This window comes from Chromobacterium phragmitis (assembly GCF_003325475.1).
GTDB lineage: Bacteria > Pseudomonadota > Gammaproteobacteria > Burkholderiales > Chromobacteriaceae > Chromobacterium > Chromobacterium phragmitis.
This window is the reverse complement of sequence record NZ_CP029495.1, coordinates 2,843,549-2,867,905: the sequence shown is the minus strand read 5'-3', so window position 1 is coordinate 2,867,905 and position 24,357 is coordinate 2,843,549. Positions and strand designations below refer to the sequence as shown.

The window sequence follows — 24,357 nt, the reverse complement described above, 5'->3', positions numbered from 1 at the left end:
AAAACTTATAAACCAAGCCCTGATACACAATAAATTCCCTGACCGACGGGAGCCCGCAGGAGTAAGATGCGGACATCGCGGAGCGCGGTGCGCCCGAGACGAAATCCGATTAAAATTGTCGGAAATATCCATCCGGACCCTCGCATGTTCTCCAAACTCACCCGCCTGTTCGGCGGCCAAGCCGACCGGGCCACCCAGAACGAAACCATGGCACAGCTCGAAAACCAGATCCTCGAAATCCTGAAGCCGCTGATCGACGCCAATACCGGCAAAAGCTACGTAGCGGCCAAAAACGTCAAGAACCTCAAGTGCGGCGACGCCGAGATCAGCCTGGACGTGGTGCTGGCCTACCCGGCCAAGAGCCAGTTCGACGCCGTCCGCCAGCAGTTCGAGGCGGCGCTGGCGCCATTGGCGGAAGGCCGCGCCGTCAAGGTGGCGGTGAGCAGCCAGATCGCCAGCCACTCCGCCCAGCGCGGCGTGCCGCTGCTGCCCGGCGTGAAGAACGTGATCGCCGTCGCCTCCGGCAAGGGCGGCGTCGGCAAATCCACCACCGCGGCCAACCTGGCGCTGGCGCTGGCCGCAGAGGGCGCGCGCGTCGGCCTGTTGGACGCGGACATTTACGGCCCGTCGCAACCGCTGATGATGGGCTTGCAGGGCCAGCGTCCGGAATCGGTCGAAGGCAAGCTGACGCCACTGTCCAATCACGGCGTGCAGACCATGTCCATCGGCTACCTGGTGGACGCCGACCAGGCCATGGTATGGCGCGGCCCGATGGTCAGCCAGGCGCTGCAGCAGCTGTTGAACGACACCCGCTGGGACGATTTGGACTATCTGGTCATCGATATGCCGCCGGGCACCGGCGACGTGCAGCTGACGCTGTCGCAAAAAGTGCCGGTCACCGGCGCGCTGATCGTCACCACGCCACAGGACATCGCCCTCTTGGACGCGCGCAAGGGCGTCACCATGTTCCAGAAGGTGGGCGTGCCCATCCTGGGCCTGGTGGAGAACATGGCCATCCACATCTGCTCCCACTGCGGCCACGCCGAACACATCTTCGGCGAGGGCGGCGCGGCCAAGATGGCGCAGGACTTCGGCGTGGAGCTGTTGGGCTCGCTGCCGCTCGACCTGGCCATCCGCCTGGCGGTGGACGAAGGCAAGCCCAGCGTGGCCGCCGACCCGGAAGGCAAGCCGGCCGAGCTGTACCGCGCCATCGCCCGCCGCGTGGCGGTGAAGGTAGGCGAAAAGGCGCAGGACTTCTCCGCCAAATTCCCCAAGATCGTCATCCAGAACAACTGAGCGGCAATATGATAGCGATGTACGATTCCGGCCTGGGCGGGCTGTCGGTGTGGCGCGCGGTGCGCGCCGCCCTGCCCGCCTGGCCGATCACCTATCTCGCCGACCAGGCCTATTGCCCCTACGGCCCGCGCAGCCGCGAGGAAATCATAGACCGCGCGCTGAAGGTGGGACATTACCTGGCCAGCCAGGGCGCCACCATCCTGATAGTGGCCTGCAACACCGCCACCACCGCCGCCATCGCCGCGCTGCGCGCCGAGCTGTCTCTCCCCATCGTCGGCATCGAGCCCGCCATCAAGCCGGCGGCGGCGATGAGCCGCACCGGCCGCATCGCCGTGCTGGCCACCGAATACACACTGGCCAGCGAGCGAGTGAAAACGCTGCTCGACGCCCATGCCGGCGATGTGGAAGTCTTGCGCCGCGCCGGACACGGCTGGGTGGAACAGGTGGAGGCCGGCGAACTCGCCGGCGAGCGCACCCGCGCGCTGGTGCGCCGCGTGGTGGAGCCGTTGCTGGCCGAGAACATCGACCACATCGCGCTGGGCTGTACCCACTACCCCTTCCTCGCGCCGCTGATCCAGGAAATCATCGGCGACGGCATCCGCCTGTACGACCCGGCCGAGGCCATCGCCCGCCGCGCGGCGGACCTGATCCAGCAGCACGGCTGCGATAGCCAGGGGGATCATTACTACCGCTTCATCACCACCGCCGAAGACGCAGCAGACATGGCGCTGCGCCTGCCGCAACTGATAGGCCAGCCCTTCCCGGTGGAATCGCAACTACTGGATTGAGCGCCAGCCGCGTTCACGGGGCGCGATGCGCGCCTGGCCGGCCCTATCGAGCAAGAATCCGGCGCGAGGCGGCAGCCGCCGCGCCGGATTCATGCCTTCTGGCCGCGGACGCTGTTCCCGCGCGCGCCGCGCCGCTAAAATGGGACGGCAATCCTTTGCCCAGGTCTCAACCATGAAAACAAGACTATTATGGCTCGCGCTGACGGCATTCAGCCTGCCGGCCCTTGCCGCCCCCTCCTGTCGCATCGTCGCCGGCAAGGTCAATCAGCAAGCCGGCATGCGGCTAGACGCGGCCGAGCTGGGCGACATGCTGCTCAAGCTCAATCTGGACGGCCGCCTGCCGGACAAATTCGTCACCAAGCGCCAAGCCCAAAGCTCGGGCTGGCGCCCAGGCGTCAACCTGTGGAGCGTGCCCGAGCTGCAAGGCAAATCCATGGGCGGCGACCGCTTCGGCAATTACGAAAAGCGGCTCCCTGCCGGCCAATGGCAGGAAGCCGATCTAAGCTATAAAGGTGGCAAACGCGGCGCCAAGCGGCTGCTATTCAGCCGCCACGGCCAGCGTTTCGTCACCGTGGATCATTACAATAGCTTCATCGAGGTTCCCTCATGCCAGTAAAAGTGTGCGAGCTGCGCCACATACGCAGCCTGGAACAGTTCTACAACGAGCTGCAGACCCAGTTGCTTCTCCCCGCCCGCTTCGGCCGCAATCTGGACGCGCTGTACGACTGCTTGGCCAACGACGTGGCCGGCCCCTTCGAGCTGGTCTGGCGCGACACCGCCGAAGCCAGGCAAGGCATGGGCGCCGATGTTTACGCCACCGTGCTGGAAATTCTCGAAACCGTGGCGGAAGAGCGCGGCGACGTGACGCTGGACATTCACCACTGACGCCTCGCCCCGGCCACGGGGCGCCGCCCGAAAGCGCCGCGCGCGCTCAGGCCAAGCCTGAGCCTCGGCGCTTTTTCGTTGTCGCCGCGCTACACGCATGACGCGCGACCGGAAACGGCCAGCCATGCCCCCGTCACGCCCCAAGAATCATAAAATGCTTAAGTTATTAAAATGATTGCAAAATATTCGAATTCGAACTGCAATTGTCGAAATCCCGTCAAGACAACCTCGTACTAACACTCTATAATCGCTAACCTTCAGCCGGCTGCTCCTGTCGGACAACAACAGGCACAAGGCCCTGAAAACGGGCTAAAAACAACAAAGTAGCCCGGCCGCTACATGGCGAAACATGCCGGACACACGGCACGCAAACATGACCCCATCCATTGACCGCATGTCATGTCATGAAAATGCGACGCTCGTTTGAAAACGTCTCAAGAACAGGCAGGAACAACTGAATGAAGTCTAAAAAACTCACGGCCTTGATCCTGGTCGGGATGCTGCTGGGCATTCTGGTCGGCTACCTCTTCCGTCAACATGCCGGCGACGACGCCGCCGCGATCAAAACCTTTGTCGACGGCATGTCCATCCTTACCGACATCTTCCTGCGGCTGATCAAGATGATCATCGCGCCCTTGGTGATCTCCACGCTGGTGGTCGGCATCGCCAAGATGGGCGACGCCAAGTCGGTGGGCCGCATCGGCGGCAAAACCATGGGCTGGTTCATCGGCGCCTCGCTGGCGTCGCTGACCCTGGGCCTGATCATGGTCAATATCCTGAAGCCGGGCGTGGCGCTGAATCTGCCGCTGCCGGACATGCACGCCGAATCCGGCATCAAGGCCGGCGCCATCTCGCTGAAGGACTTCGTCACCCACGCCATTCCCAAGAGCGTGTTCGAGGCGATGGCCAACAACGAAATCCTGCAGATCGTGATTTTCTCGGTGTTCTTCGGCAGCGCGATGGCCGCTCTGGGCGAGCGCTCCAAGGCGCTGATCGACGTGATCGACGTCGTCGCCCACGTGATGCTGAAAGTCACCAGCTACGTGATGAACTTCGCTCCGCTGGCGGTATTCGGCGCCATCGCCGCCACCGTCGCCAAGGAAGGCCTGTCCATTCTCGGCACCTACGGCAAGTTCATGGCGCAGTTTTACTTCTCCATCGGCATCCTGTGGGCGCTGCTGATCGCCGTCGGCGTGCTGATCGTCGGCCCGCGTCTGCTGCACCTGATGGGCATGATCAAAGAGCCGCTGCTGCTGTCGTTCACCACCGCCAGCTCCGAAGCCGCCTATCCGAAGACGCTGGAACAGCTGGAGCGCTTCGGCGTGTCCAACAAGATCGCCAGCTTCGTGCTGCCGATGGGCTACTCGTTCAACCTGGACGGCTCGATGATGTACTGCACCTTCGCGGTGATCTTCATCGCCCAGGCCTACGGCATCGACCTGACGCTGGCCCAGGAAATCTCCATGCTGCTGATCCTGATGCTGACCTCCAAAGGCATGGCCGGCGTGCCGCGCGCGTCGCTGGTGGTGATCGCCGCCACCCTGGCGCAGTTCAACATCCCGGAGGCCGGCCTGCTGCTGCTCTTGGGCATCGACCACTTCCTGGACATGGGCCGCTCCGCCACCAACGTGGTGGGCAACTCCGTCGCCACCGCCGTGGTCGCCAAGTGGGAAGGCGAATTGAAGCGCCACTGATCCCGCTCAGCCTCATGCAAAACGCCACCCTTGCGGTGGCGTTTTGCATGGCCGCAAAACTGCAAGAAACTATTGACAGCACAGGCTCGCACGGACATAATGCGCTCCTCGACTGACACCGGAGAGGTGGCAGAGTGGTCGAATGTACCTGACTCGAAATCAGGCGTACGTGCGAGCGTACCGAGGGTTCGAATCCCTCCCTCTCCGCCAGTAGAACGCAATCAAGCCCTTGAGCGATCAAGGGCTTTTTTGTTGCCTGCTTTCCTAGCATCCCCGCGCGGGATGCTCTCCGCGTTCGGCAGCGGAAAGACACGCCCAATCCAGTCCAGCGCCTCCACAAGAACGACGTTCGCGGACGTAAAAAAGGCGCGAATATCGCGCCCTCCTCAGCCGCCCGCAACCTCATCAAGCCAACGCGGCTTCCTTTTTGCGCGTGCGACCCGAATGCAGGTAATCGGCGATATAGTCCTGCGACACCTCGCCGCAATAGCGGCCGGCCTCGTCCACCACCGGCATCCAGGTAAGGTTGTGCTCGTACAGGCGCGACAGCACGATGCGCAGGTTCTCGCCGACGCCGGCCGTCACTTCGATACTATTGATCTTGTCGCGGCAGCGGCCATCGCCGCCGGACTTGGCGTCTCGGCGCTTGACGAAGCCCAGCGGCTCGCCGGCCTCGTCCACCACGGTCAGATGCAACAAGTCTGCGTCGTCCATCATGCCGTAAGCGGCGGACAGCGGCGTATCCAGCCGGGCGGTCAGCGTCTCCCGCTGCTCGGCCACTTCGCCCGCCCGCACCAGCAGCAGGCGCTTCAGCGTGCGGTCATGGCCGACGAAGCTGGCGACGAAATCGTCAGCGGGGTTCGCCAGCACCTCGTCGGCGCCGGCGCACTGCACCATCTTCCCCTGGCGGAACACCGCGATGCGATCGCCCAGCTTGATCGCCTCGTCGATGTCGTGGCTGACCAGCATCACGGTCTTGCCCAACTGGCGCTGCATCTGCAGGAATTCGTTCTGGATTTGTTCGCGGTTGATCGGGTCCACCGCGCCGAACGGCTCATCCATCAGCAGCACCGGCGCGTCGGCCGCCAGCGCGCGGATCACGCCGATTCGCTGCTGCTGGCCGCCCGACATCTCGCGCGGATAGCGCTGCAGAAAGCGGTCCGGGTCCAGCGCCACCATGTGCATCAGCTCGCGGGCGCGCTCGCGGCAGCGCTTCTTGTCCCAGCCCAGCATCCGCGGCACAACCATGATGTTCTCTTCGATGGTCATATTGGGAAACAGGCCGATCTGCTGGATCACGTAGCCGATGTGCCGGCGCAGCGTCACGGTGTCGATGCCGGCGGTGTCCTCGCCGCCTATCAGCACTCTGCCGGACGTGGGCTCGATCAGCCGGTTGATCATCTTCATGGTGGTGGTCTTGCCGCAGCCGGACGGGCCGAGCAACACGCAAATCTCGCCCTCCGGCACTTTCAGGCTGACATCGTCCACCGCGCGGACCGGTTGGCCATTTTTCTGGGTGAAGCGCTTGCACAGGTTTTGCAGTTCTATCATCAGCGGATTCCTTTCGGTGTCAGCGCGCGCTGGGCGCGCAGCAGCAGCCAGTCCATGGCCACGGCGAGCAGGCTTACCACGACGGCGCCGGCGATCAATTTGCGGATGTCGCTCTGGCTGATGCCATGCAGGATCAAGGTGCCGAGACCGCCGGCGCCGACGATGGCGGCGATGGCCATCACGCCGATGTTCAGCACCACCGCGGTGCGGATGCCGCCGAAAATCACCGGCACCGCCAGCGGCAGCTCCACCCAGCGCAAGCGCTGCCAGAATGTCAGGCCGATGCCGCGGCCGGCCTCCCGCACGCCGGGCTCCAGCTGCGTCAGCGCGGCATGGGTGTTGCGCACGATGGGCAGCAGCGAGTAGAGGAACGCCGCGGTGACGGCCGGCACCGCGCCGATGCCGTGGCCGATCAGCGAAAACAGCGGGATCATCAGGCCGAACAATGCGATGGCCGGAATGGTCAACAGCACGGTAGCCAGGCTCAGCACCGCGCCGGCTAGGGCGGGAAAGCGTACGATGGCGATGCCCAAGGGCACGCCCAGCAGCACCGCCAGGCTGACGGCGATGCCGACCAGCGACAGATGCTGCCAGGCCAATGCCCCGATATAAGGCAGATTGGCCAGCATGTAGCGGCCGGTTTCCAGCAGGGTTTCCATCATGCCTCCTCCTTCGCCAGGCCATGGCTGCGCAGGAACTCGGCCGCCACGTCCCTGACCGGACGGTGCCGGATATCCACCTCGGCGTTCATCGCCGACATCGCGTCGTTGTCCAACAAGGCGGACAGCCGGTTCAGCTCGTCGGCCAGTCCGGGATGGCGGTCCAGCACGTCCTTGCGCGCCACCGGCGTCGCCGAATAGGCGGGGAAGAAGCCCTGGTCGTCTTCCAGCACCAGCAGGTCGAAACCTGGAATCCTGCCGTCGGTGGTGTAGACCAGGCCGGCGTCGACGAAGCCGTCCCGAATGGCGTTGTAGACCAGGCCGGAATCCATCTGCCGGATTTGCGGCCGGCTCAAGACCATGCCGTACAGCTTTTGCAACGGCCTGAGCCCGTCAGGCCGGCCGGCGAACTCCATGTCGAAGCCCAGCTGCCAGCGCTTGCCGCCGCCGTTGTTGCGGTTCACCGCCCGCACCAGATCGGACAGCGCGCGCACGCCTTCGGCCTCGGCGCGGCTGCGCTTCATCGCCAGCGCGTAGGTGTTGTTGAGCGCGGCCGGGTTCAGCCAGATCAGGCCCATAGGCTCGTCCAGCCGCTTGATCTCGGCATAGGCCTCCTCGTTGCTCATCTTCTTCTGAATGCCGTGATGGACGATGAGGCCGGTGCCGGTGTAGTCCCAGGCCAGATCGATCTGCCCGCTCTCCTGCGCCTTGCGCAGGATCACCGAGGCGAGGTCGGTCTTTTGCGTCACCTCATAGCCCTTGCCGGCAAGGTATTGCGTGGTCAGCTCGGACAGCAGATGCTGCTCGGTGAAGTTCTTGCTGCCCAGCGTCAGGCTGGCCGCCCAAGCCGGCGCGCACGACAGCGCGATGGCGAATGCCGCCGCCGCGGCCAGGCCGCGCCGAAACATAACGATCATTTTCATAATTTCTCCATGCGAGCCCGCGTCGCGAGCTGGCGCCTCAGGCCATGCCGCGCGCGGCGGCCGCGCGGCCCAGGGCCGCCACCATCTGGTCCAGCGCCAGCGCGATCAGCGCGGTGCCGCCGGCGCCCAGCAACAGGGCGGTATGGTTGTTGAGGTAGATGCCGGGAAAGATCAGCTCGCCGTAGCTGCTGGCGCCGATCAGGAAGGCCAGCGGCGCGGTGCCGACGTTCAACGCCAGCGCCACGCGCACGCCGGACAGGATCACCGGCAAGGCATTGGGCAGCTCCACCCGCCACAGCCGCTGGCGCGGCGTCATGCCGATGGCGTCGGCGGCCTCCAGCATGGCCGGCGGCAAGCCGGCCAGGCCGGCGTAGACGTTGCGCACAATGGGCAGCAAGGACGCCAGGAACAGGGCCGCGACGGCCGGCGCGTCGCCGATGCCCAGCGCCACCATGGCCAGCGCCAGCACCGCCATCGGCGGCAGGGTGTTGCCGATATTGAAGATCTGCATCCAGGATTCGGCGCTGCGCCGCAGCCCCGGCCGGCTCAGCAGGATGCCGCTGGGCAAGCCCACCGCCAGCGCCAGCGCCATCGACACGCCGACCAGATAAAGATGCCGCCCGCCCAGATAGAGCAGGTCTTCGCGGTATTCCGCCCACACGGCCGGGCCAAGGCCGTAATACAGTCCCGCCGCCAGGGCGGCCGGGATCAGCCAGATCATGCTGCGCTTGCCAAACGCTCTTTTGTGCATCTGCGTCCTCCTTGGCGGATAGCGACGATGAAACCGTCGGCGATCCGCTGTAATGATCGCGACAACCAGAGAGCTGCCAGTAGATTTTCAGGACATCCGGCCGAGCCGGATACGAGGCGCGTAAAACGCGGGAACGGGCGCAAGCCCGAGATTGAGCGGCGCGCGAAGCGCCGAAGAACTGGAAAATACTATAACATCGACCAAATCAACATGCAAACAATCTAATATTCAAAAAATCCATAATAATCTTGATATTGCGAAATAAAAATCGAAATTTATCTATTTTTTTGATTCTAATGTACTCTCTGTAAAATCTGTCGCGCCACACCGAAACGGCTCCCAGCCGCAGCTTTCCCCAAGTGGCCGAAATGGATAAAGTCATTAAAAAACAATAGACAACATTCCATGCCGGTACTCATTTCGATGCCGCCTGCCAGGCCGTTTCACGCCGGCGCATAATTATCGAATAGCATAAAAAATCGGAAGCCTGGCTTCCGATCCATTTCTCTATTCCGCGCGCCGACGCAGGGCCGGAATCGCGGTTTCACGCGCCGCGCGTCACAGCACGCCGGCCAGATATCCGACGCCCAGCACGGCGATGCCGCCGCCCAACGCCCGCGCGTACCAGGCGCTGCGTTGCTTGAAAAAAGCGCCGATGCCCATGCCGGCGACGTGCAGGATCATGGTGCCCAGCACCATGCCGGACAGGGCGGCGGCGGCCTGGCCTGCCGGCAACTCGCCGCCGTGGGCGATGCCGTGGAACACGGCGAACAGCCCCACCACCGCCATGCCCCAGGGCAGCGCCATCTTCACCCGGGCGCACACCAGGAGGCCCAACACCAGCAAGGAAGCGGCGATCATCGGCTCCACCGCCGGCACCGCCGCGCCGGTAAAGCCTATCAACCCGCCTGCCAGCAACAGTCCGGCGAAGGCGAACGGCATCGCCCACACTTGGCGGGTGGCCAGCACGCTCCAGACGCCCACCGCCAGCATGGCGGCGAAGTGGTCCATCCCGGTGAACGGGTGGACGAAGCCGATGAAAAAGGCAGAGCCATGGTGAATGCCGGCGTCGCTGCCGATATGCGCCATGGCCAGGCCCGGCAACAGCGCCAGCAAGGGCAGCGATATCCAGGTGCGTGTCTTCATCTTGTTTTCCTCATGGTTCAATCCAGAAATCCGGCTTAGCCGCCGGTATGCGACATGAATCGTACAACGGCGCCGCCCGGCGCGCCAAAATCATGGCCCCAGGGCTTGCCGTCCACCGCGCGCCGGATGGCGTCCTCCAGCTCGCCATCGTCGGCCCCGCCGCGCAGCAGCGGGCGCAATTCCAGCTTGTTCTCCTGCCCCAGGCACAGGTACAGCGCGCCGTCCACCGCCAGCCGCACCCGGTTGCAACTGGCGCAAAAGTGTTGGGAGATGGGCGTGATGAACCCCACCTGCCCATGCCCGTCCGCCGTCTGCCAATATCGCGCCGGCCCGCCGCCCAGCTCGCTGGCGCACGGCCGCAGGTGAAAGCGGCGGACCAGCCGGTCCCGCGCGCCGTCCAACGGCAGGTAGGCGGCGGCGCGGCCGGCCTCGCCCATCGGCATCGCCTCGATCAGGCGCAGGATGAAGCCGTGCACGAAGCAAAATGCCGCCATCGACTCGATCTCGCCGTCGTTGACGCCTTGCAGCGCCACCATGTTCAGCTTGATCGGCGCGAGCCCCGCCGTCTTGGCCGCCATCAGCCCGGCCAGGGTGGCGTCCAGGCAGTCCCGCCCGCACAAGGCGCTCACGCATTCGCGCCTGAGCGAATCCAGGCTGACATTGACCCGGCCCAGGCCGGCCGCCTTCAGCGCGGCGGCGTGCCGGGCCAGCCGGGTGGCGTTGGTGGATAGCGACAGGTCGCGCACGCCGGGCGCGGCGGCCAGCTCGCCCACCAGATCGACGATGCCGGCGCGCAGCAGCGGCTCGCCGCCGGTCAGCCGCACCCGGCCCACGCCCATGGCGGCGAACAGGCCCACCAGACGGCGGATTTCGGCGAAACTCAGCCAATCCGCCCGCTCGGCGTAAGACCCGCCGCCCGCCGGCCGGCAATAGCGGCAGCGCAGATCGCAGCGGTCGGTCACCGACAGCCGCAGATAGGCGATGCGCCTGCCGTGGCGGTCGATCAGCGGCGGCTTGTCCATGCCCTACTCCGCCAGCGCGGCCTTGCGCAGGTCCGCCTTCAGCCGCGCGTAAACGCCGCGCGCGTGGTTTTCCGCCCAGGCCTGGTCGGCGATGGGTTCCAGCCGCACCGTGCAGTATTTCAGCTCCGGCGTTTTGGAGATCGGGTCCAGGTGGTCCACCGTCAGCTCGTTGCAGGCGCCTATCCACCACTGGTAGGTCATGTAGACCGCGCCAGCGTTGACGCGCGGATTATGGTTGGCTCGGGTGATCACCTTGCCGCGGCGCGAGGCCACCCACACCAGCGCTTGGTCAGCGATGCCGAACTTCTTGGCGTCATTCGGGTGGATCTGCACAAAGCCCGGCTCGTCGGCCAGCGTTTGCAAGGCCGCGCAATTGCCGGTCATCGAGCGGCAGGAGTAGTGGCCCACCTCGCGCACCGTGCACAGGCCCAGCGGATATTCAGCGTCCACCGTTTCCAGCGGCGGCCGCCACTCGGCGGCGAACAGCCTGGCCTTGCCGCTGGGCGTGTCGAACCGGCGGCCCTCGTACAGCCACGGCGTGCCGGGATGGTCTTCGCTGGGACACGGCCATTGCACATAGCCGAGGCCGGCCATCTTGTCGTAGCTGGCGCCGGTGTAGAGATGGCACAGGCCGCGCAGCTCGTCCCAAATCTGCTGGGCGTTGTCGTAATGCATGGGATAGCCCATGGCCGTGGCGATCAGGCTGTAGATTTCCCAATCGTCCTTGACGTCGGCCGGAGGCGCTATCGCCTTGTAGCAGCGCTGAAAGCCGCGGTCGGCGCTGGAGAACACGTTTTCGTGCTCGCCCCAGGAGGTGGCGGGCAGGATCACGTCGGCCGCCATCGCCGTCTTGGTCATGAAGATGTCCTGCACCACGATCAGGTCCAGCTTCTCGAAAGCGCGGCGCATCATGCCCAGATCGGGCTCGGTCTGCAGCGGGTCTTCGCCGAAGATGTAATACGCCTTCAGCGAGCCGGCCTCGATGCGATGCGCCACCTCGGTGATGCTGCAGCCCTTCTCCGCCGGCAGGCTGTCCACGCCCCAAGCCTCAGCGAAGCGCGCGCGCGCCTCGGCGTCGCTGACGTCGTAATAACCCGGCAGCGTGTTCGGCAGCGCGCCCATGTCGCAAGCGCCCTGGACATTGTTCTGGCCGCGCACCGGGCCGACGCCGACATGGGGCCGCCCCAGGTTGCCGGTGAGGGTGGCGAGGCTGGACAAGCCCTTGACCACGTCCACCGCCTGGCCCCACTGGGTCACGCCCATGCCCCACAGGATGGTGGCGCTGGGCGCGGCGGCATACATCCGGATGGCCTGGCGGATCAGTTCGGCCGGCAGGCCGGTGATCTCGGCCGCGTATTCCGGCGTGTACTTGGCGACGGCGGCCTTGTATTCCTCGAAGCCTTCGGCGTGCTCGGCGACGAAATCCGCCTTGTACAAGCCTTCGCTGATCAGCACATGGGCGAAGGCGTTGACCAGCGCCATATTGGAGCCGTTCTTCAATTGCAGATGCAAGTCGGCCACGCGCGCGGTTTCGATGTAGCGCGGGTCGCAGACGATGATCTTGGCGCCCTTTTGCTTGGCCTTGAGAATGCGGCGGGCGACGATGGGGTGGGAATCGGCCGCGTTGTAGCCGAACACCAGAATGCAGTCGGTGTCCTCGATCTCGCAGATCGAGTTGCTCATCGCGCCGTTGCCCAGCGTGGCCATCAGCCCGGACACCGACGGCCCGTGGCAGACCCGGGCGCAGCAATCGATGTTGTTGGTGCCGATCACCGCGCGGGCGAACTTCTGCGCGATGTAGTTGGACTCGTTGCCGGTGCCGCGCGAGGAGCCGGTGAACATGATGGCGTCCGGACCATGCTCGCCCTTGATCTGACTAAGCCGGCCGGCCACGAAGGCCACCGCCTCGTCCCAGCCGACGCGCTCGAACTCGCCGCCGCGCCGGCGGCGTATCATCGGATGGCGCAAACGCGGCGTCAGCAGCTTGGTGTCGTTGAGGAAGTCCCAGCCGTAATAGCCCTTCAAACACAGCTCGCCCTGGTTGGTCACGCCGTCCGCGCCTTCCGCGCCGACGATCTTGCCGTTTTCCACCAAGAGATTGAGCTTGCAGCCCGAACCGCAGTACGGGCAAACCGAAATCACCTTCTCCATTTTCCTGTCCTTTTGCGCGTTGCGTTCGATTCAGAGCGATAGCGCCGGCGTGTCCAGCGCGGCCTGCTCCCGGCGTTTCTTCATGGCGGCCTCCAGCGCCTGCGGCTCCACCATGCGCAGCGCGTTGGTGGGACAGGTGGCGATGCATGCCGGCCCGCCGGTCTTCCCTACGCACAAGTCGCACTTCAAAGCCTTGGCCTTGAGCTGGCGCGTGGCGAAGCCGCCCGGCTCCGGCCGCTGCCTCACCGTCACCACCTGCATCGCGCCGTAAGGACAGGCCACCATGCAGGTCTTGCAGCCCACGCAGCGCTCCTGCAGCACCTGCACACTGTCGCCGGCGTAGACGATGGCGGCGTTGGGACAGGCGTTCAGACAGGGCGCGTCGTCGCACTGCCGGCACAACACCGGCGTGCTGATTCGCGCGCTCTTGATCACCGTCAGCCGGGGATGGAAGTTGTCCGGCGACAATGGATCGCCAGGGCTCAGCGGATGGGCCAGCGCGCACGCCACTTCGCAGGTGCGGCAGCCGATGCAGTTTTGGGGTTCAGCGATGATGAACCGATTCATTTCAGCCTCCTCAAGCGGCGGCAGCCGCCCGAACGTCGATTGCAAGCTTTGCGAAAACTCGCGTTCATGCCTTGCATAAGCCATGCCAGCCGCCCGCTTCCGCGCAATGTCCTGTTTCGAAACAGAAATCCGGCTTGACGCCGGTGTCGAACGCCGCAACCGCCCAGCCGCGCATCGTCAGAAGTGACGACGCCTCGACACCGTCGCCCGCCGCCAAGCCGCCGCATCGCCCGCATCGAGGCGCGGGCCGGCCAGGAGAAAAAAACCGTGCACGAACTGACACTTGCGGAAAGCGTGGTCGCCATCGCCGAGGCCGCCGCGCGCCGCGCCGGCGCCCGCCGCGTCACCCGCGTCCGCCTGGCACTGGGTTTGCTAGCCCATGCGGAGACAGACACCCTGCTCTACTGCTGCCAGCTGGCGGCGCGGGACACCCTGGCGGCCGACGCCGAATTCCAGGCCGAGCGCCGCCCCGCCCAGGCCCATTGCGGCGACTGCGGGCAGCGCGCCGAAATCGCCTCCCTCCCGGCCCGTTGCCCGCGCTGCGGCGGCGAAAACCTGGCGCTGGAAGGCGGCGACGAGATGAGGGTGGTCGATATCGGAATCCGCTAGGAGGAAACACCATGTGCACAACCTGCGGCTGCGGCCACGGACAAGTCAGCATCAACGGCAAGCGCGGCCATGGCCATGGCGCGCCCGGAAGCGGCTACCGGCTGGCCGGCCAGCGCCATGGCCCGCTGGACGCCGCGCACGCGCCGGACACCCCGGCCGAACGCATCGTCGCCATCGAGCAGGACATCCTCGCCGACAACAACGCCCGCGCCGCGCGCAATCGCAGGCTGCTGGCCGAACGCGGCGTCTTCGCGCTCAATCTGGTGTCCAGCCCCGGCTCCGGCAAAACCAGCCTGCTGGTGGACACCATTGGCCGCTGGGCCGGGCGCAAGCCGGTGGCGGTGGTGGAAGGCGACCAGCAAACCGCCAACGACGCCGAACGCATCCGCGCCGCCGGCGCGCCGGCGGTGCAGATCAACACCGGCAAGGGCTGCCATCTGGACGCCCGCATGGTGGCCCAGGCGCTGGCGCGGCTGGAGCGCGACCGGGCCATGCCGAACGGCGGCCTGCTGCTGATCGAGAACGTGGGCAACCTGGTGTGCCCCGCCGCCTTCGATCTGGGAGAGGCGCACAAGGTGGCCATCCTGTCGGTGACCGAGGGCGAGGACAAGCCGCTCAAATATCCGGACATGTTCCGCGCGGCCGACCTGTTGATCATCAGCAAGACCGACCTGCTGCCCCATCTGGACTTCGACATCGCCGCCGCCATCCGCATGGCGCGCCGGGTTCGCCCCGGCCTGCCGGTGATCCGGCTGTCGGTCAAAACCGGCGAAGGCTGCGACGAATGGCTGAACTGGCTGGCGGCCGGTTGCGGCGAAGGAGGTTGACCATGGCGCGCGAACAGTTGACGGTGAGAGGCATCGTGCAGGGGGTTGGCTTCCGCCCCTTCGCCTACCGGCTGGCGGACGAGCTCGCCTTGTCCGGCTGGATACGCAACGACGGCGACGGCGTCACGCTGGAGCTGCAAGGCGGCCGCGCCCAGCTGGACGGCTTCGCCAGCCGCCTGCTGGCCGAAAAGCCGCCGCTGGCGCGCATCGACCAAGTACTGCGCCAGCCGCGGCCCGAGCGGGAAGAAGACGCCGGCTTCGCCATCCTGGACAGCGCCGCCGGCGGCAACCGCGCCGCCATCGGCGCCGACAGCTGCGTCTGCGACGCCTGCCTGGCCGAACTGTTCGACCCCGCCGACCGGCGCTACCGCTACCCTTTCATCAACTGCACCGATTGCGGGCCGCGCTACACCCTGGTCAACCGCCTGCCCTACGACCGCGCCCAAACCAGCATGGCCGTGTTTCCGCAGTGCCCCGCCTGCCTGGCCGAATACCGCGACCCGCGGCACCGCCGCTTCCATGCCGAACCCAACGCCTGCGCGCATTGCGGCCCAAGGCTCTCGCTGCGAGACGCGGCGGGCCTTGTCGCCGGCGATGCCATCGCCGAAACGCTGAAGCGGCTGCGGCGCGGCGAGATCGTCGCCATCAAGGGCCTGGGCGGCTATCACCTGGCCTGCGACGCCCGCGACGCCGGCGCCGTGGCCCGGCTGCGCCAGCGCAAGGCCCGCGAGGAAAAGCCGCTGGCGGTGATGGCCGCCAACGCCGTCTCGCTGGCCGGCCTGGCTGAGCCGGACGAACTGTCGCTGCGGCTGTTGAACTCGGCCCAGCGCCCCATCGCGCTGCTGCCCAAGACCGCCGCCTGCGACAAGGCGCTGGCCGGCGTGGCGCCGGATGTGGCCTGGCTGGGCGCGATGCTGCCCTACACCCCGCTGCATTACCTGCTGTTCCACGAAGCCGCCGGCCGGCCGGCCGGCGCCGGCTGGCTGAAACAACCGCAGCCGCTGCTGCTGGTGATGACCAGCGCCAACCTTCGCGGCGAGCCGCTGATCACCGCGGACGAGGACGCCCGCGTGCTGCTGCCGGTGCTGGCCGACGCGGTGCTGGAGCATAACCGCGACATCGTCACCCGCTGCGACGACAGCGTGCTGCGCATGGGCTGCCACGGCCACGCGCAATTCCTGCGCCGCGGCCGCGGCTACACACCCTGCGCCATCGGCCTGTCGCGCGGCGGGCCGTCCGTGCTGGCGCTGGGCGCGCAGCAGAAAAACACGCTGTGCCTGACCCGCGGCAACGAAGCCTTCCTGTCCCAACACATCGGCGACCTGGACCGCGTGGCCAACTGCCAGGCGCTGGAGGCCGCCGTCGCCCACTTGCAGACGCTATTGGCCACCCGGCCGGAATGCGTCGCCCACGACCTGCACCCCGACTACTTCAGCAGCCGGCTGGCGCGCGAGCTGGCCGAACGCTGGGGCCTCCCGGCCCTGGCGGTGCAGCATCACCATGCCCACATCGCCGCCATCCTGGCCGAACAGCAATGCGACGACGCGGTGCTGGGCCTGGCGCTGGACGGCGCCGGATTGGGCGACGACGGCGCGGCCTGGGGCGGCGAGCTGCTGCTGGTGGACGGCGCCCATAGCCAGCGGCTGGCGCATCTGGCCCCGCTGCCCTTGCCCGGCGGCGACCGCGCCGCGCGCGAGCCCTGGCGCATGGCCGCCGCCGCGCTGCACGGCTGGGGCGCGGACGAGGAAATCGCCCACCGCTTCCCCCGCGAGGCGGCCGCGCCGCAACTGGCGCGCTGGCTGGCCAACGGCAAACCCATGGCCGCGACCACCAGCCTGGGGCGGCAATTCGACGCCGCCGCCGCGCTGCTGGGCGTGGCTGCCCGCACCAGCTTCGAAGCCCAGGCGGCGATGCGGCTGGAAGGCCTGGCCGAACGCCACGGCTTGCCGGACAAGCCGCCACGGCTGCACCGGATAGACGAGGAGCAGACGCTGGACCTGTCGCCGCTGTTGCGCCGGCTGGCCGACGGCATGGCCCCGGCCGAGGGCGCGGCGCTGTTCCATGCCTGCCTGATCGAAGCGCTGGCCGACTGGGCCGCCCAGGCGGCTCGCCGCCACGGGCTGCGCCGCGTGGCGTGCGGCGGCGGCTGCCTGCAAAACGCCATCCTGGCGCGCGGCCTGCATGCCGCGCTGGGCCGACGCGGCCTGTCCATGCTGCAGGCGCGGCGGGCGCCCGCCGGCGACGGCGGCCTGGCCCTGGGCCAGGCCTGGGTGGCGCAAAGACATTTCCATCCCTGAGGAGCCCGCTATGTGCCTGGCCATTCCCGCCCGCGTCACCGAAGTCCTGGAGCCCGACCAAGCCAGGGTGGAGCTGGGCGGCGTGCACAAGATCATTTCCACCGCGCTGGTGGACGCCGCGCGGGTAGGCGACTACCTGATCGTCCACGTCGGCTTCGCCATCGGCAGGCTGGACCCGGCCGAGGCCGAGCGCACGCTGGCGCTGCTGGCCGAAATGGGCGCCATGCCGGACAACCCCGCGGCCTACCGCTAGGAAAACCAGATGAAATACATTGAAGCGTTCCGCGACGGCGAACTGGCGCGGCGGCTGGCCGCCGCCATCCATGCCGAGGCCGATCCGGCGCGGCCATACCGGCTGATGGAATTCTGCGGCGGCCACACCCACGCCATCGCCCGCTACGGCCTGCCGGATCTCTTGCCCGCCAACATCCGTCTGATCCACGGCCCCGGCTGCCCGGTGTGCGTGCTGCCCGCCGGCCGCATCGACAGCGCCATCGCGCTGGCGCGCGAGCCGGGCCTGATCCTGTGCACCTATGCCGACACCCTGCGCGTGCCGGCCAGCGGGGGCGTTTCCCTGCTCAAGGCCCGCGCCGCCGGCGCCGACGTGCGCATGGTCTACAGCTGCGGCGACGCGCTGGCCATCGCCCAGGCGAATCCGGAGCGGCAAGTCGTCTTTTTCGCGATCGGCTTCGAAACCACCACCCCGCCCACCGCCGCCGTCATCCTGCGCGCGCAGCAACTGGGCCTGGCCAATTTCAGCGTGTTCTGCAACCACGTGCTCACCCCTGCCGCCATGGTTCACATCATAGAGTCGCAAGGCGACCCGGACGCGGTGGCGCTGGACGGCTTCATCGGCCCGGCCCACGTCAGCACGGTGATAGGCTACGGCGCGTACGAGAGCTTCGCCGCCCGCTATCGCCGGCCGGTGGTGATTTCCGGCTTCGAACCGCTGGACGTGATGCAGTCCATCCTCATGCTGGCGCGCCAGCTCAACGCAGGCCGCGCCGAAGTGGAAAACCAGTTCAGCCGCGTGGTCAGCCGCGAGGGAAACCGCAAGGCGCAGGCGATATGCGAACAAGTATTCGAGCTGCGCGACGAATACGACTGGCGCGGCCTGGGCACAGTGCCGCTGAGCGCCTTGCGCATCCGCGAGGAATACGCGGACCTGGACGCCGAACAGCGCTTTGCCCTGCCCTACCGCCAAGTGCCGGACCACAAGGCCTGCGAGTGCGCCGCCATCCTGCGCGGCCAAAAACAGCCGGCCGACTGCCGCGCCTTTGGAACCGCCTGCACGCCGGAGCGGCCGCTGGGCGCCTGTATGGTGTCGTCCGAAGGCGCTTGCGCCGCCCATTTCACCTATGGCCGCTTCCGCGCGGCCGATCACAACGGAGACGCGGCATGAACCGCATAGACTTTGCCCACGGCCGGGTGGACCTCAGCCACGGCAGCGGCGGCAGGGCGATGGCCAAGCTGATCGAGCAGCTGTTCGTCGCCGAGTTCGACAACGGCTATCTGGGCGCGCAGCACGACGGCGCCGCCCTGCCCATGCCGCCGGCCGACAGCCGGCTGATCTTGGCCACCGACAGCCATGTCGTCTCGCCGCTGTTCTTCCCCGGCGGAGACATCGGCAGCCTGGCGGTGCACGGCACCGTCAACGATGTGGCGATGTGCGGCGGCGCGCCGCTGTATCTGACCGCCGGCTTCATTCTGGAGGAAGGCTTCCCGCTGGCCGATCTGCGCCGGATCGTCCAGTCCATGGCCGCCGCCGCGCGCGAGGCGAACGTCGCCATCGTCACCGGCGACACCAAGGTGGTGCAGCAAGGCAAGGGCGACGGCGTGTTCATTTCCACCACCGGCGTCGGCCATGCGCCGGCCGGCATAGCCATCTCGCCGCGCCGCATCCGGCCCGGCGACAAAATCCTGCTGTCAGGCCACCTGGGCGACCACGGCGTGGCCATCATGTCCTTGCGCGAAAACCTGGGCTTTGAAACCGCCTTGCAGTCCGACAGCGCCGCCCTGCACACGCTGGTGGCGGACATGCTGCGCGCCGCGCCGGATGTCCGCTGCCTGCGCGACCCGACGCGCGGCGGCCTGGCGGCGGTGCTGAACGAATTCGCCCAGCAAGCCGGCTGCGGCATGCGGATCCGCGAATCCGCGCTGCCGATACGGCAAGAAGTGGCCGCCGCCTGCGAACTGCTGGGCCTGGACCCGCTCTACGTGGCCAACGAGGGCAAGCTGGTGGCCGTGTGCGCGCCGGAGGACGCCGACGCGCTGCTGGCCGCGATGCGCGCCCACCCGCGAGGACGCGACGCGGCGATCATCGGCGAAGCTGTCGCCGACTCAAACCGGTTCGCGCAGATGGAAACCGCCTTCGGGGGACGACGGATGGTGGACTGGATCAACGGCGAGCAACTGCCGAGGATTTGCTGATCGAGGCGATGCCCGCCGTCCGGGGCGATCGTCCTCTCCTATGCCAGCCGGGCTAAACCTTTCCCCCCGGTCGGCTTGGCCTCACTCCTCATCCAGCGAGGCGAGGACGCAGCCGAACTGCGTCAGCCGCTTGCCCCCGGCGAAGTCCAGCTTCATGTTTTTGACAAAGGTGAAATACCCGGAGCGCGGCTTCTGGTTTTTCATCTTCATCGCCTTCCCGACCGCGGCAACCGAGCGATCCGTCATCGCCACGACCGAACTCCCGGTGCCGGAATTCATGATTCCCCACACCGCGATATAAGAAACCGGCAGCCCATTGATGCTTACGCCCGGGCGCAGAACGTAAATCGACTCCTCATCGCGAGTGACGAAACTCCGGCTCACCGCCGGGCTCCGCTTCAGATTGCGGCGCAAGGCATCCAGATCGTAGCCCTTGGACTGGCAAGTCAATATCGGCCTCAAATCCATGCCCAGGGAAACCGATGCGGCCGGCGTCTCGGCGCGGCCCGAAGACGTGGAGGTTTGAGCGGACGGACTGGACTGCGCGTTCATCGCGCGGAGGGTCTCATCGGCGATCTTGGTGGCGTGCTGCTGCAGATCGGCGCAGCCAGAAACGAGAAAGGAACAGGCGAGGAAAGCGAAAGCGTTTTTCATGTCGGCGATTCGGAAACGGCCGCGGCAGGCGGCGCAACAAGCAAAACGCATAGTTTACGCCTGCCAGCCCTCTCATTCCTTCTATCGCAGCGGTACTATTGCCAATAACCGACTAAGGCAGCTAACAAAACCCTCGCCAAGAACCTGAGCCAAGGCGCGCCGACGCAGGCCGTACAAGGCGTGCGACAAGGAGGCGCAACGCTGGAGCAGGGCGGGCTAGCGGGTCTAAATCGCAGTGCCATGAAGTTTGCCGTATAAGTCTGGCCTACGATCCGACAGCACATGATTATGCCGGCTGATATGTTTGTCGCGACTGGCGCGCAGATCGATCTGAGCGAAAACGATCTCATCAGCCCCGGCCTGTTCTTGGCGGCTCGCCAGCGCCAACTTGCAGCCGTCCGCATCGGTGATCAGCGAGCAGCCCGCCCAGTCTATTCCCCGCTCGTGGCCAGCGCGGTCGCATACCGCCACCGGCAAGCGGTTGAACGCGGCATTGGCTTGCGCCTTGATCACCTCTATTGGAAGCGCTTCGCGATGTTGCGGCAGGACGGGCCAATTGACCGGAACACAGAGCAGATCGGCGCCTTCCAGCGCGGGCAGGCGTACCCACTCGGGGATTTCCAGGTCGTAACAAATCATCACCCCAAGGCGGCCTATTGCCGTTTCCACCACCGGCGGAGGCTGGCAACCTAAATCGAAAATCCTCTTCTCGCCATCCCACAGGTGGGCTTTGCGATAGCGCGCTTGGCGGCCATCTGGCGTCAGCAGCACCGCGCTATTGTACAACCCGTCCCCATCTCCCTCGCAAAAGCCGGCGACCACGATCAAATCCAGTTGCGCGGCCAACTCTCGCCATTCGCTCACGCACTCCCCCGCGTCGGATTGAGCAAGGCCCCTTGCCTCATCTCGATTGGAAAATGCATAGCCGGTATTCGCCAGTTCCGGCAAGACCGCCAATTGAGCGCCCATATCCGCCGCCCGCATCAGAATGTCGCGGCTGCGGCGCATATTGCCTGAGATATCACCGAAAACAGGCGCCAGCTGACAGCAAGCCACGCTGACTGCGCTGGACAAATGGTCTACCGGACAGGACTCTTGTGGCATCGCTCTCTTCCTTTGCAAAGTGGGCCGCATCCTTGGCACATTAAGGGTAGAGATGGGTTCGAAGAACGAGTTCCATCATCGGACAGATGCGCCGCCCGCAAACCGATTCCCGCCAGACGGCAAGCCAGATGGGACCGGAACGTTGCCCGGGCGGCATGCTCCCCTTCGCGTCCCAATCCATAAATCCTCGTCACTTCTGACGACATCCCTTACCCGCCGACACCGCATCGACACGACACATCCGACGCCGGCGCGCGCGCAAGCCGCTGAAAACAAAGAGATCCAATCAAGAATCCAATCTGGCACGCCTCCTGCAAGCCATAAGCCATCCCGGGCCCCGCCTGGCTTTACTTGGGGGAATCATGAACCGCTTCGTCATTGCAGAGCCCGAGCTTTGCAATGGATGCCATACCTGCATGGCCGCCTGTTCCGCGCTGCACCGCGCGGCCGGCCTGCAGGCGCATCCGCGGCTGGCCGTCACCCGCACGGCCGCCGTCACCGCGCCGGTGCTGTGCCGCCATTGCGACGACGCGCCTTGCGCGCGCGTCTGTCCGGTGGCGGCGATCTCGCTGTCCGGCCATTCCGTCGATCTCAATGAAACGCTGTGCATAGGCTGCAAGCTGTGCGCCATCGCCTGCCCTTTCGGCGCCATCCAGCTCTCCGGCACGCCGTGCGGTGGCGTGGCCGCCGTCAGTCCTAGCTGGCAAGCGCCGCCGGCGGAAACCGAGCCGGCCGCCGCCCCGCGCGACAGCAACGCCACGCTGTCGCCGCTCTTGGCCTGGGAGCCTGGCGTGAAGGCCATCGCCATCAAGTGCGACCTGTGCCAGGGCCTGGCCGATGGCCCGGAATGCATGCGGGTGTGCCCGACGCGGGCGCTGCGGCTGGAAGACAACGATGCGCTCGCGCGCGCCGCCGATGTCCGCCGCCAGGCGGCGCTGTTCGCGCTGGGCGCGGAGTGGGACATGCCGGAGGAAAGACCATGAGCCTCGCGCCCCTGCAATGGCTGTTGCTGGCCGTCTGTCTGTACGGCGCGGGCGCGCTGCTCAGCCTGCTGCTGGCCCGCCTGGAAACGCTGGCCATCGCCGCGTCGTCGCTGTTCGGCATCGCCGGCGCGGCCTGCGGACTGGCCGCCTCGCTGCCGGTATTGCAAAGCGGGACGGTAGAACGCTTGGTGATGGACGGACCGTTCGCATTCGCCCATTTCGCCGCGCGGCTGGACCCGCTGGCCGCGCTGCTGCTGCTGGCCATTTCGGCGCTGACGCTGCTCGCCTCGCTGTATGGCTGGTCGTATGTGCGGGAATACCGCGGCCGCGGCGTCGGCGCGATGGGATTCTTCGCCAATGCCTTCATCGCCTCGATGACAGGGCTGGTGGCGATGGACAACGCGTTTTACTTCCTGATCCTATTCGAGGCGATGTCGCTGGCGTCTTACTTCCTGGTGATTTTCGAGCAGGACGAGGAGGCGGTGAACGCGGGCTTCCTGTACTTCCTGATCGCCCACGCCGGCTCGGTGCTGATCCTGACCGCCTTTTTCCTCCTGTACGCGCAAAGCGGCAGCCTGGACTTCGACAGCTTCCGCGCCTTGAAGCTGGACGGCCCGCTCGCCTCCGCGGTGTTCCTGCTGGCCCTGTTCGGCTTCGGCGCCAAGGCAGGCATGGCGCCGCTGCACGGCTGGCTGCCGCGCGCCCACCCGGCCGCGCCCTCGCACGCCTCGGCCCTCATGTCCGGCGTGATGGTGAAGATAGGCGTGTTCGGCATCATCAAGGTGGGCGTCGACATCCTGGGCGCGCGCGCCGCCTGGTGGGGCCTCTTGGTGCTGGCCATAGGCGGCGCCTCCGCGGTGCTGGGCGTGTTGTACGCGCTGGCCGAGCAGGACCTGAAAAGGCTGCTGGCCTACTCCACCGTGGAGAACGTCGGCATCATCCTGTTGGGCGTGGGCGCGGGCATGCTGGGCCTGGCCGAGCATCAGCCGCTGCTGGCGGCCCTGGGCTTTGTCGCCGCCGGCTACCACCTGCTCAACCACGCGCTGTTCAAGGGCCTGCTGTTCATGGGCGCGGGTTCCATCCTTTACCGCGCCCACAGCAAGGACATGGAGCGGCTGGGCGGGCTGGCCTCGCGCATGCCGTGGACGGCGCTGAGCTTCCTGGCCGGCAGCCTGGCCATCTGCGCGCTGCCGCCGTTCAACGGCTTCGTGTCCGAGTGGTTCACCTACCAGACGCTGTTCGCCGTCAGCCAGGACGCCGGCTTCGCGCTGCGGCTGACCGGGCCGCTGGCCATGGTGATGCTGGCCTTGACCGGCGCGCTGGCGGCCATGGCCTTCGTCAAGGCTTACGGCATGTGCTTCTCCGGCGCGCCGCGCAGCCGCCATGCCGCGGAGGCGACCGAGGTGCCGTTGCCCATGCGCGCGGCGATGCTGCTGGCCGCGCTGGCGCTGTTGCTGCTAGGCGTGGGCGCGAGCGCGGTGTCGCCGCTGATGGCCAATGTGGCGGCGTCCTTGACGCATGCCGCGCCGGCCTCCGTGACGGAAGGCCTGGCCATCCATCCCGGCCTGCATGCCCAAACCATGGTGTCCATGCCGCTGTTGGCGGTATTGCTGATCTCGCTGCCCTTGTGCGTGCTGCTGGCCTTGTCCATCCTGCGCGGCGCGCGGCTGGCCCGCCGCCAGCAGGGCGATGCCTGGGCCTGCGGCTATGCGCAGGAAGCGTCGATGTCGGTCGGCCCGCAAGGTCTGACCCAGCCGGTGGCGCATATGTTCGCCCCGCTTTACCGCCTGCGCGGCCAGTTGTCGCCGGCCGCCAGGCTGGACGCCGCGCTGGAGAAGACCATCGCCGGGGCCAGCCGCGCCGAGCCGCTGTGGGACCGGGCGCTGACCCTGCCCATCGCCCGCTGGGCGGACAGGCTGGCGGCCCGCGTCCGCTGGCTGCAGCACGGCGATTTCCGCCTGTACTGCCTGTACGTGGTGATCGCGCTATTGGCGCTGCTCTTGATCGCCGCGCGCTAGGA

At 66.7% G+C, this 24,357-nt stretch carries 23 protein-coding genes and 1 tRNA gene; 14 read left to right on the top strand and 10 right to left on the bottom strand.

Annotated features, from left to right (window positions below; translation table 11 throughout):
• Positions 1-144: 144 nt before the first annotated feature.
• From apbC to DK842_RS13690, 6 genes are all read left to right on the top strand, one after another.
• Complete coding sequence (gene apbC, locus DK842_RS13715) at positions 145-1,296, top strand: iron-sulfur cluster carrier protein ApbC (RefSeq protein ID WP_114061942.1); 1,152 nt, start codon at positions 145-147, stop codon at positions 1,294-1,296.
• An 8-nt stretch (positions 1,297-1,304) separates the two neighbouring features.
• Entirely contained in the window at positions 1,305-2,084 is a 780-nt protein-coding gene (gene murI, locus DK842_RS13710) for a glutamate racemase (protein WP_114061941.1), read from the top strand.
• Between the two features lie 172 nt (positions 2,085-2,256).
• Positions 2,257-2,700: a ribonuclease domain-containing protein gene (locus DK842_RS13705; protein ID WP_114061940.1), complete on the top strand. Its 444-nt coding sequence runs from the start codon at positions 2,257-2,259 to the stop codon at positions 2,698-2,700.
• Positions 2,691-2,969 (top strand): barstar family protein, encoded by a 279-nt coding sequence (locus tag DK842_RS13700; protein ID WP_232538481.1) that lies wholly within the window; start codon positions 2,691-2,693, stop codon positions 2,967-2,969. The genes DK842_RS13705 and DK842_RS13700 overlap by 10 nt, the downstream gene beginning before the upstream one ends.
• Positions 2,970-3,427: 458 nt before the next feature.
• On the top strand, positions 3,428-4,663 hold the full coding sequence (locus DK842_RS13695; protein WP_114061938.1) for a dicarboxylate/amino acid:cation symporter: 1,236 nt from the start codon (positions 3,428-3,430) through the stop codon (positions 4,661-4,663).
• 120 nt (positions 4,664-4,783) lie between these two features.
• Positions 4,784-4,873, top strand: a tRNA-Ser gene (locus DK842_RS13690).
• A gap of 195 nt (positions 4,874-5,068) precedes the next feature.
• On the opposite strand, the gene DK842_RS13685 is transcribed toward DK842_RS13690, so the two are convergent.
• The 8 genes from DK842_RS13685 to DK842_RS13650 all read right to left on the bottom strand — a co-directional run bounded on the left by DK842_RS13685 (position 5,069) and on the right by DK842_RS13650 (position 13,433).
• Positions 5,069-6,214, bottom strand: coding sequence for an osmoprotectant ABC transporter ATP-binding protein OsmV (locus DK842_RS13685; protein ID WP_114061937.1), 1,146 nt, complete (start codon positions 6,212-6,214; stop codon positions 5,069-5,071).
• A complete protein-coding gene (locus DK842_RS13680; protein ID WP_114063741.1) occupies positions 6,214-6,861 on the bottom strand; it encodes an ABC transporter permease in 648 nt (215 codons plus the stop codon). Before DK842_RS13680 ends, DK842_RS13685 begins: the two co-directional genes overlap by 1 nt.
• Positions 6,862-6,872: 11 nt before the next feature.
• Entirely contained in the window at positions 6,873-7,796 is a 924-nt protein-coding gene (locus DK842_RS13675; RefSeq protein ID WP_114061936.1) for a glycine betaine ABC transporter substrate-binding protein, read from the bottom strand.
• A 37-nt stretch (positions 7,797-7,833) separates the two neighbouring features.
• A complete protein-coding gene (locus tag DK842_RS13670) occupies positions 7,834-8,547 on the bottom strand; it encodes an ABC transporter permease (protein WP_114061935.1) in 714 nt (237 codons plus the stop codon).
• A gap of 558 nt (positions 8,548-9,105) precedes the next feature.
• Positions 9,106-9,693 (bottom strand): HupE/UreJ family protein, encoded by a 588-nt coding sequence (locus DK842_RS13665; protein WP_114061934.1) that lies wholly within the window; start codon positions 9,691-9,693, stop codon positions 9,106-9,108.
• Between the two features lie 35 nt (positions 9,694-9,728).
• Positions 9,729-10,715 carry a GTP 3',8-cyclase MoaA gene (gene moaA, locus DK842_RS13660; RefSeq protein ID WP_114061933.1) on the bottom strand — a complete coding sequence of 329 codons (987 nt, stop codon included), beginning with the start codon at positions 10,713-10,715 and terminating at the stop codon, positions 9,729-9,731.
• 3 nt (positions 10,716-10,718) lie between these two features.
• Positions 10,719-12,866: a formate dehydrogenase subunit alpha gene (gene fdhF, locus DK842_RS13655; protein ID WP_114061932.1), complete on the bottom strand. Its 2,148-nt coding sequence runs from the start codon at positions 12,864-12,866 to the stop codon at positions 10,719-10,721.
• Between the two features lie 30 nt (positions 12,867-12,896).
• Positions 12,897-13,433, bottom strand: a complete 537-nt coding sequence (locus DK842_RS13650; protein ID WP_114061931.1) for a 4Fe-4S dicluster domain-containing protein — start codon at positions 13,431-13,433, stop codon at positions 12,897-12,899.
• A gap of 267 nt (positions 13,434-13,700) precedes the next feature.
• Here DK842_RS13650 and DK842_RS13645 point away from each other — a divergent pair, with 267 nt between their 5' ends.
• From DK842_RS13645 to hypE, 6 genes are read left to right on the top strand one after another with little or no spacing between them, the layout of a single operon-like run.
• Positions 13,701-14,042, top strand: a complete 342-nt coding sequence (locus tag DK842_RS13645; RefSeq protein WP_168191905.1) for a hydrogenase maturation nickel metallochaperone HypA — start codon at positions 13,701-13,703, stop codon at positions 14,040-14,042.
• An 11-nt stretch (positions 14,043-14,053) separates the two neighbouring features.
• A complete protein-coding gene (gene hypB, locus DK842_RS13640; RefSeq protein WP_114061929.1) occupies positions 14,054-14,869 on the top strand; it encodes a hydrogenase nickel incorporation protein HypB in 816 nt (271 codons plus the stop codon).
• Positions 14,870-14,871: 2 nt separating this feature from the next.
• Positions 14,872-17,166: a carbamoyltransferase HypF gene (gene hypF, locus DK842_RS13635; protein WP_232538480.1), complete on the top strand. Its 2,295-nt coding sequence runs from the start codon at positions 14,872-14,874 to the stop codon at positions 17,164-17,166.
• A gap of 10 nt (positions 17,167-17,176) precedes the next feature.
• Positions 17,177-17,419 carry a HypC/HybG/HupF family hydrogenase formation chaperone gene (locus DK842_RS13630; protein ID WP_114061927.1) on the top strand — a complete coding sequence of 81 codons (243 nt, stop codon included), beginning with the start codon at positions 17,177-17,179 and terminating at the stop codon, positions 17,417-17,419.
• A 9-nt stretch (positions 17,420-17,428) separates the two neighbouring features.
• Entirely contained in the window at positions 17,429-18,568 is a 1,140-nt protein-coding gene (gene hypD / locus DK842_RS13625) for a hydrogenase formation protein HypD (RefSeq protein WP_114061926.1), read from the top strand.
• Positions 18,565-19,596, top strand: a complete 1,032-nt coding sequence (gene hypE / locus DK842_RS13620) for a hydrogenase expression/formation protein HypE (RefSeq protein WP_114061925.1) — start codon at positions 18,565-18,567, stop codon at positions 19,594-19,596. The genes hypD and hypE overlap by 4 nt, the downstream gene beginning before the upstream one ends.
• Positions 19,597-19,677: 81 nt before the next feature.
• On the opposite strand, the gene DK842_RS13615 is transcribed toward hypE, so the two are convergent.
• Both DK842_RS13615 and DK842_RS13610 read right to left on the bottom strand, forming a co-directional pair.
• Positions 19,678-20,250 (bottom strand): hypothetical protein, encoded by a 573-nt coding sequence (locus tag DK842_RS13615; RefSeq protein WP_145964037.1) that lies wholly within the window; start codon positions 20,248-20,250, stop codon positions 19,678-19,680.
• Positions 20,251-20,475: 225 nt separating this feature from the next.
• A complete protein-coding gene (locus DK842_RS13610; protein ID WP_114061923.1) occupies positions 20,476-21,354 on the bottom strand; it encodes a nitrilase-related carbon-nitrogen hydrolase in 879 nt (292 codons plus the stop codon).
• A gap of 416 nt (positions 21,355-21,770) precedes the next feature.
• Here DK842_RS13610 and DK842_RS13605 point away from each other — a divergent pair, with 416 nt between their 5' ends.
• Complete coding sequence (locus DK842_RS13605) at positions 21,771-22,337, top strand: 4Fe-4S dicluster domain-containing protein (RefSeq protein ID WP_232538479.1); 567 nt, start codon at positions 21,771-21,773, stop codon at positions 22,335-22,337.
• Complete coding sequence (hyfB, locus tag DK842_RS13600; RefSeq protein WP_114061921.1) at positions 22,334-24,355, top strand: hydrogenase 4 subunit B; 2,022 nt, start codon at positions 22,334-22,336, stop codon at positions 24,353-24,355. The genes DK842_RS13605 and hyfB overlap by 4 nt, the downstream gene beginning before the upstream one ends.
• Positions 24,356-24,357: the final 2 nt, after the last annotated feature.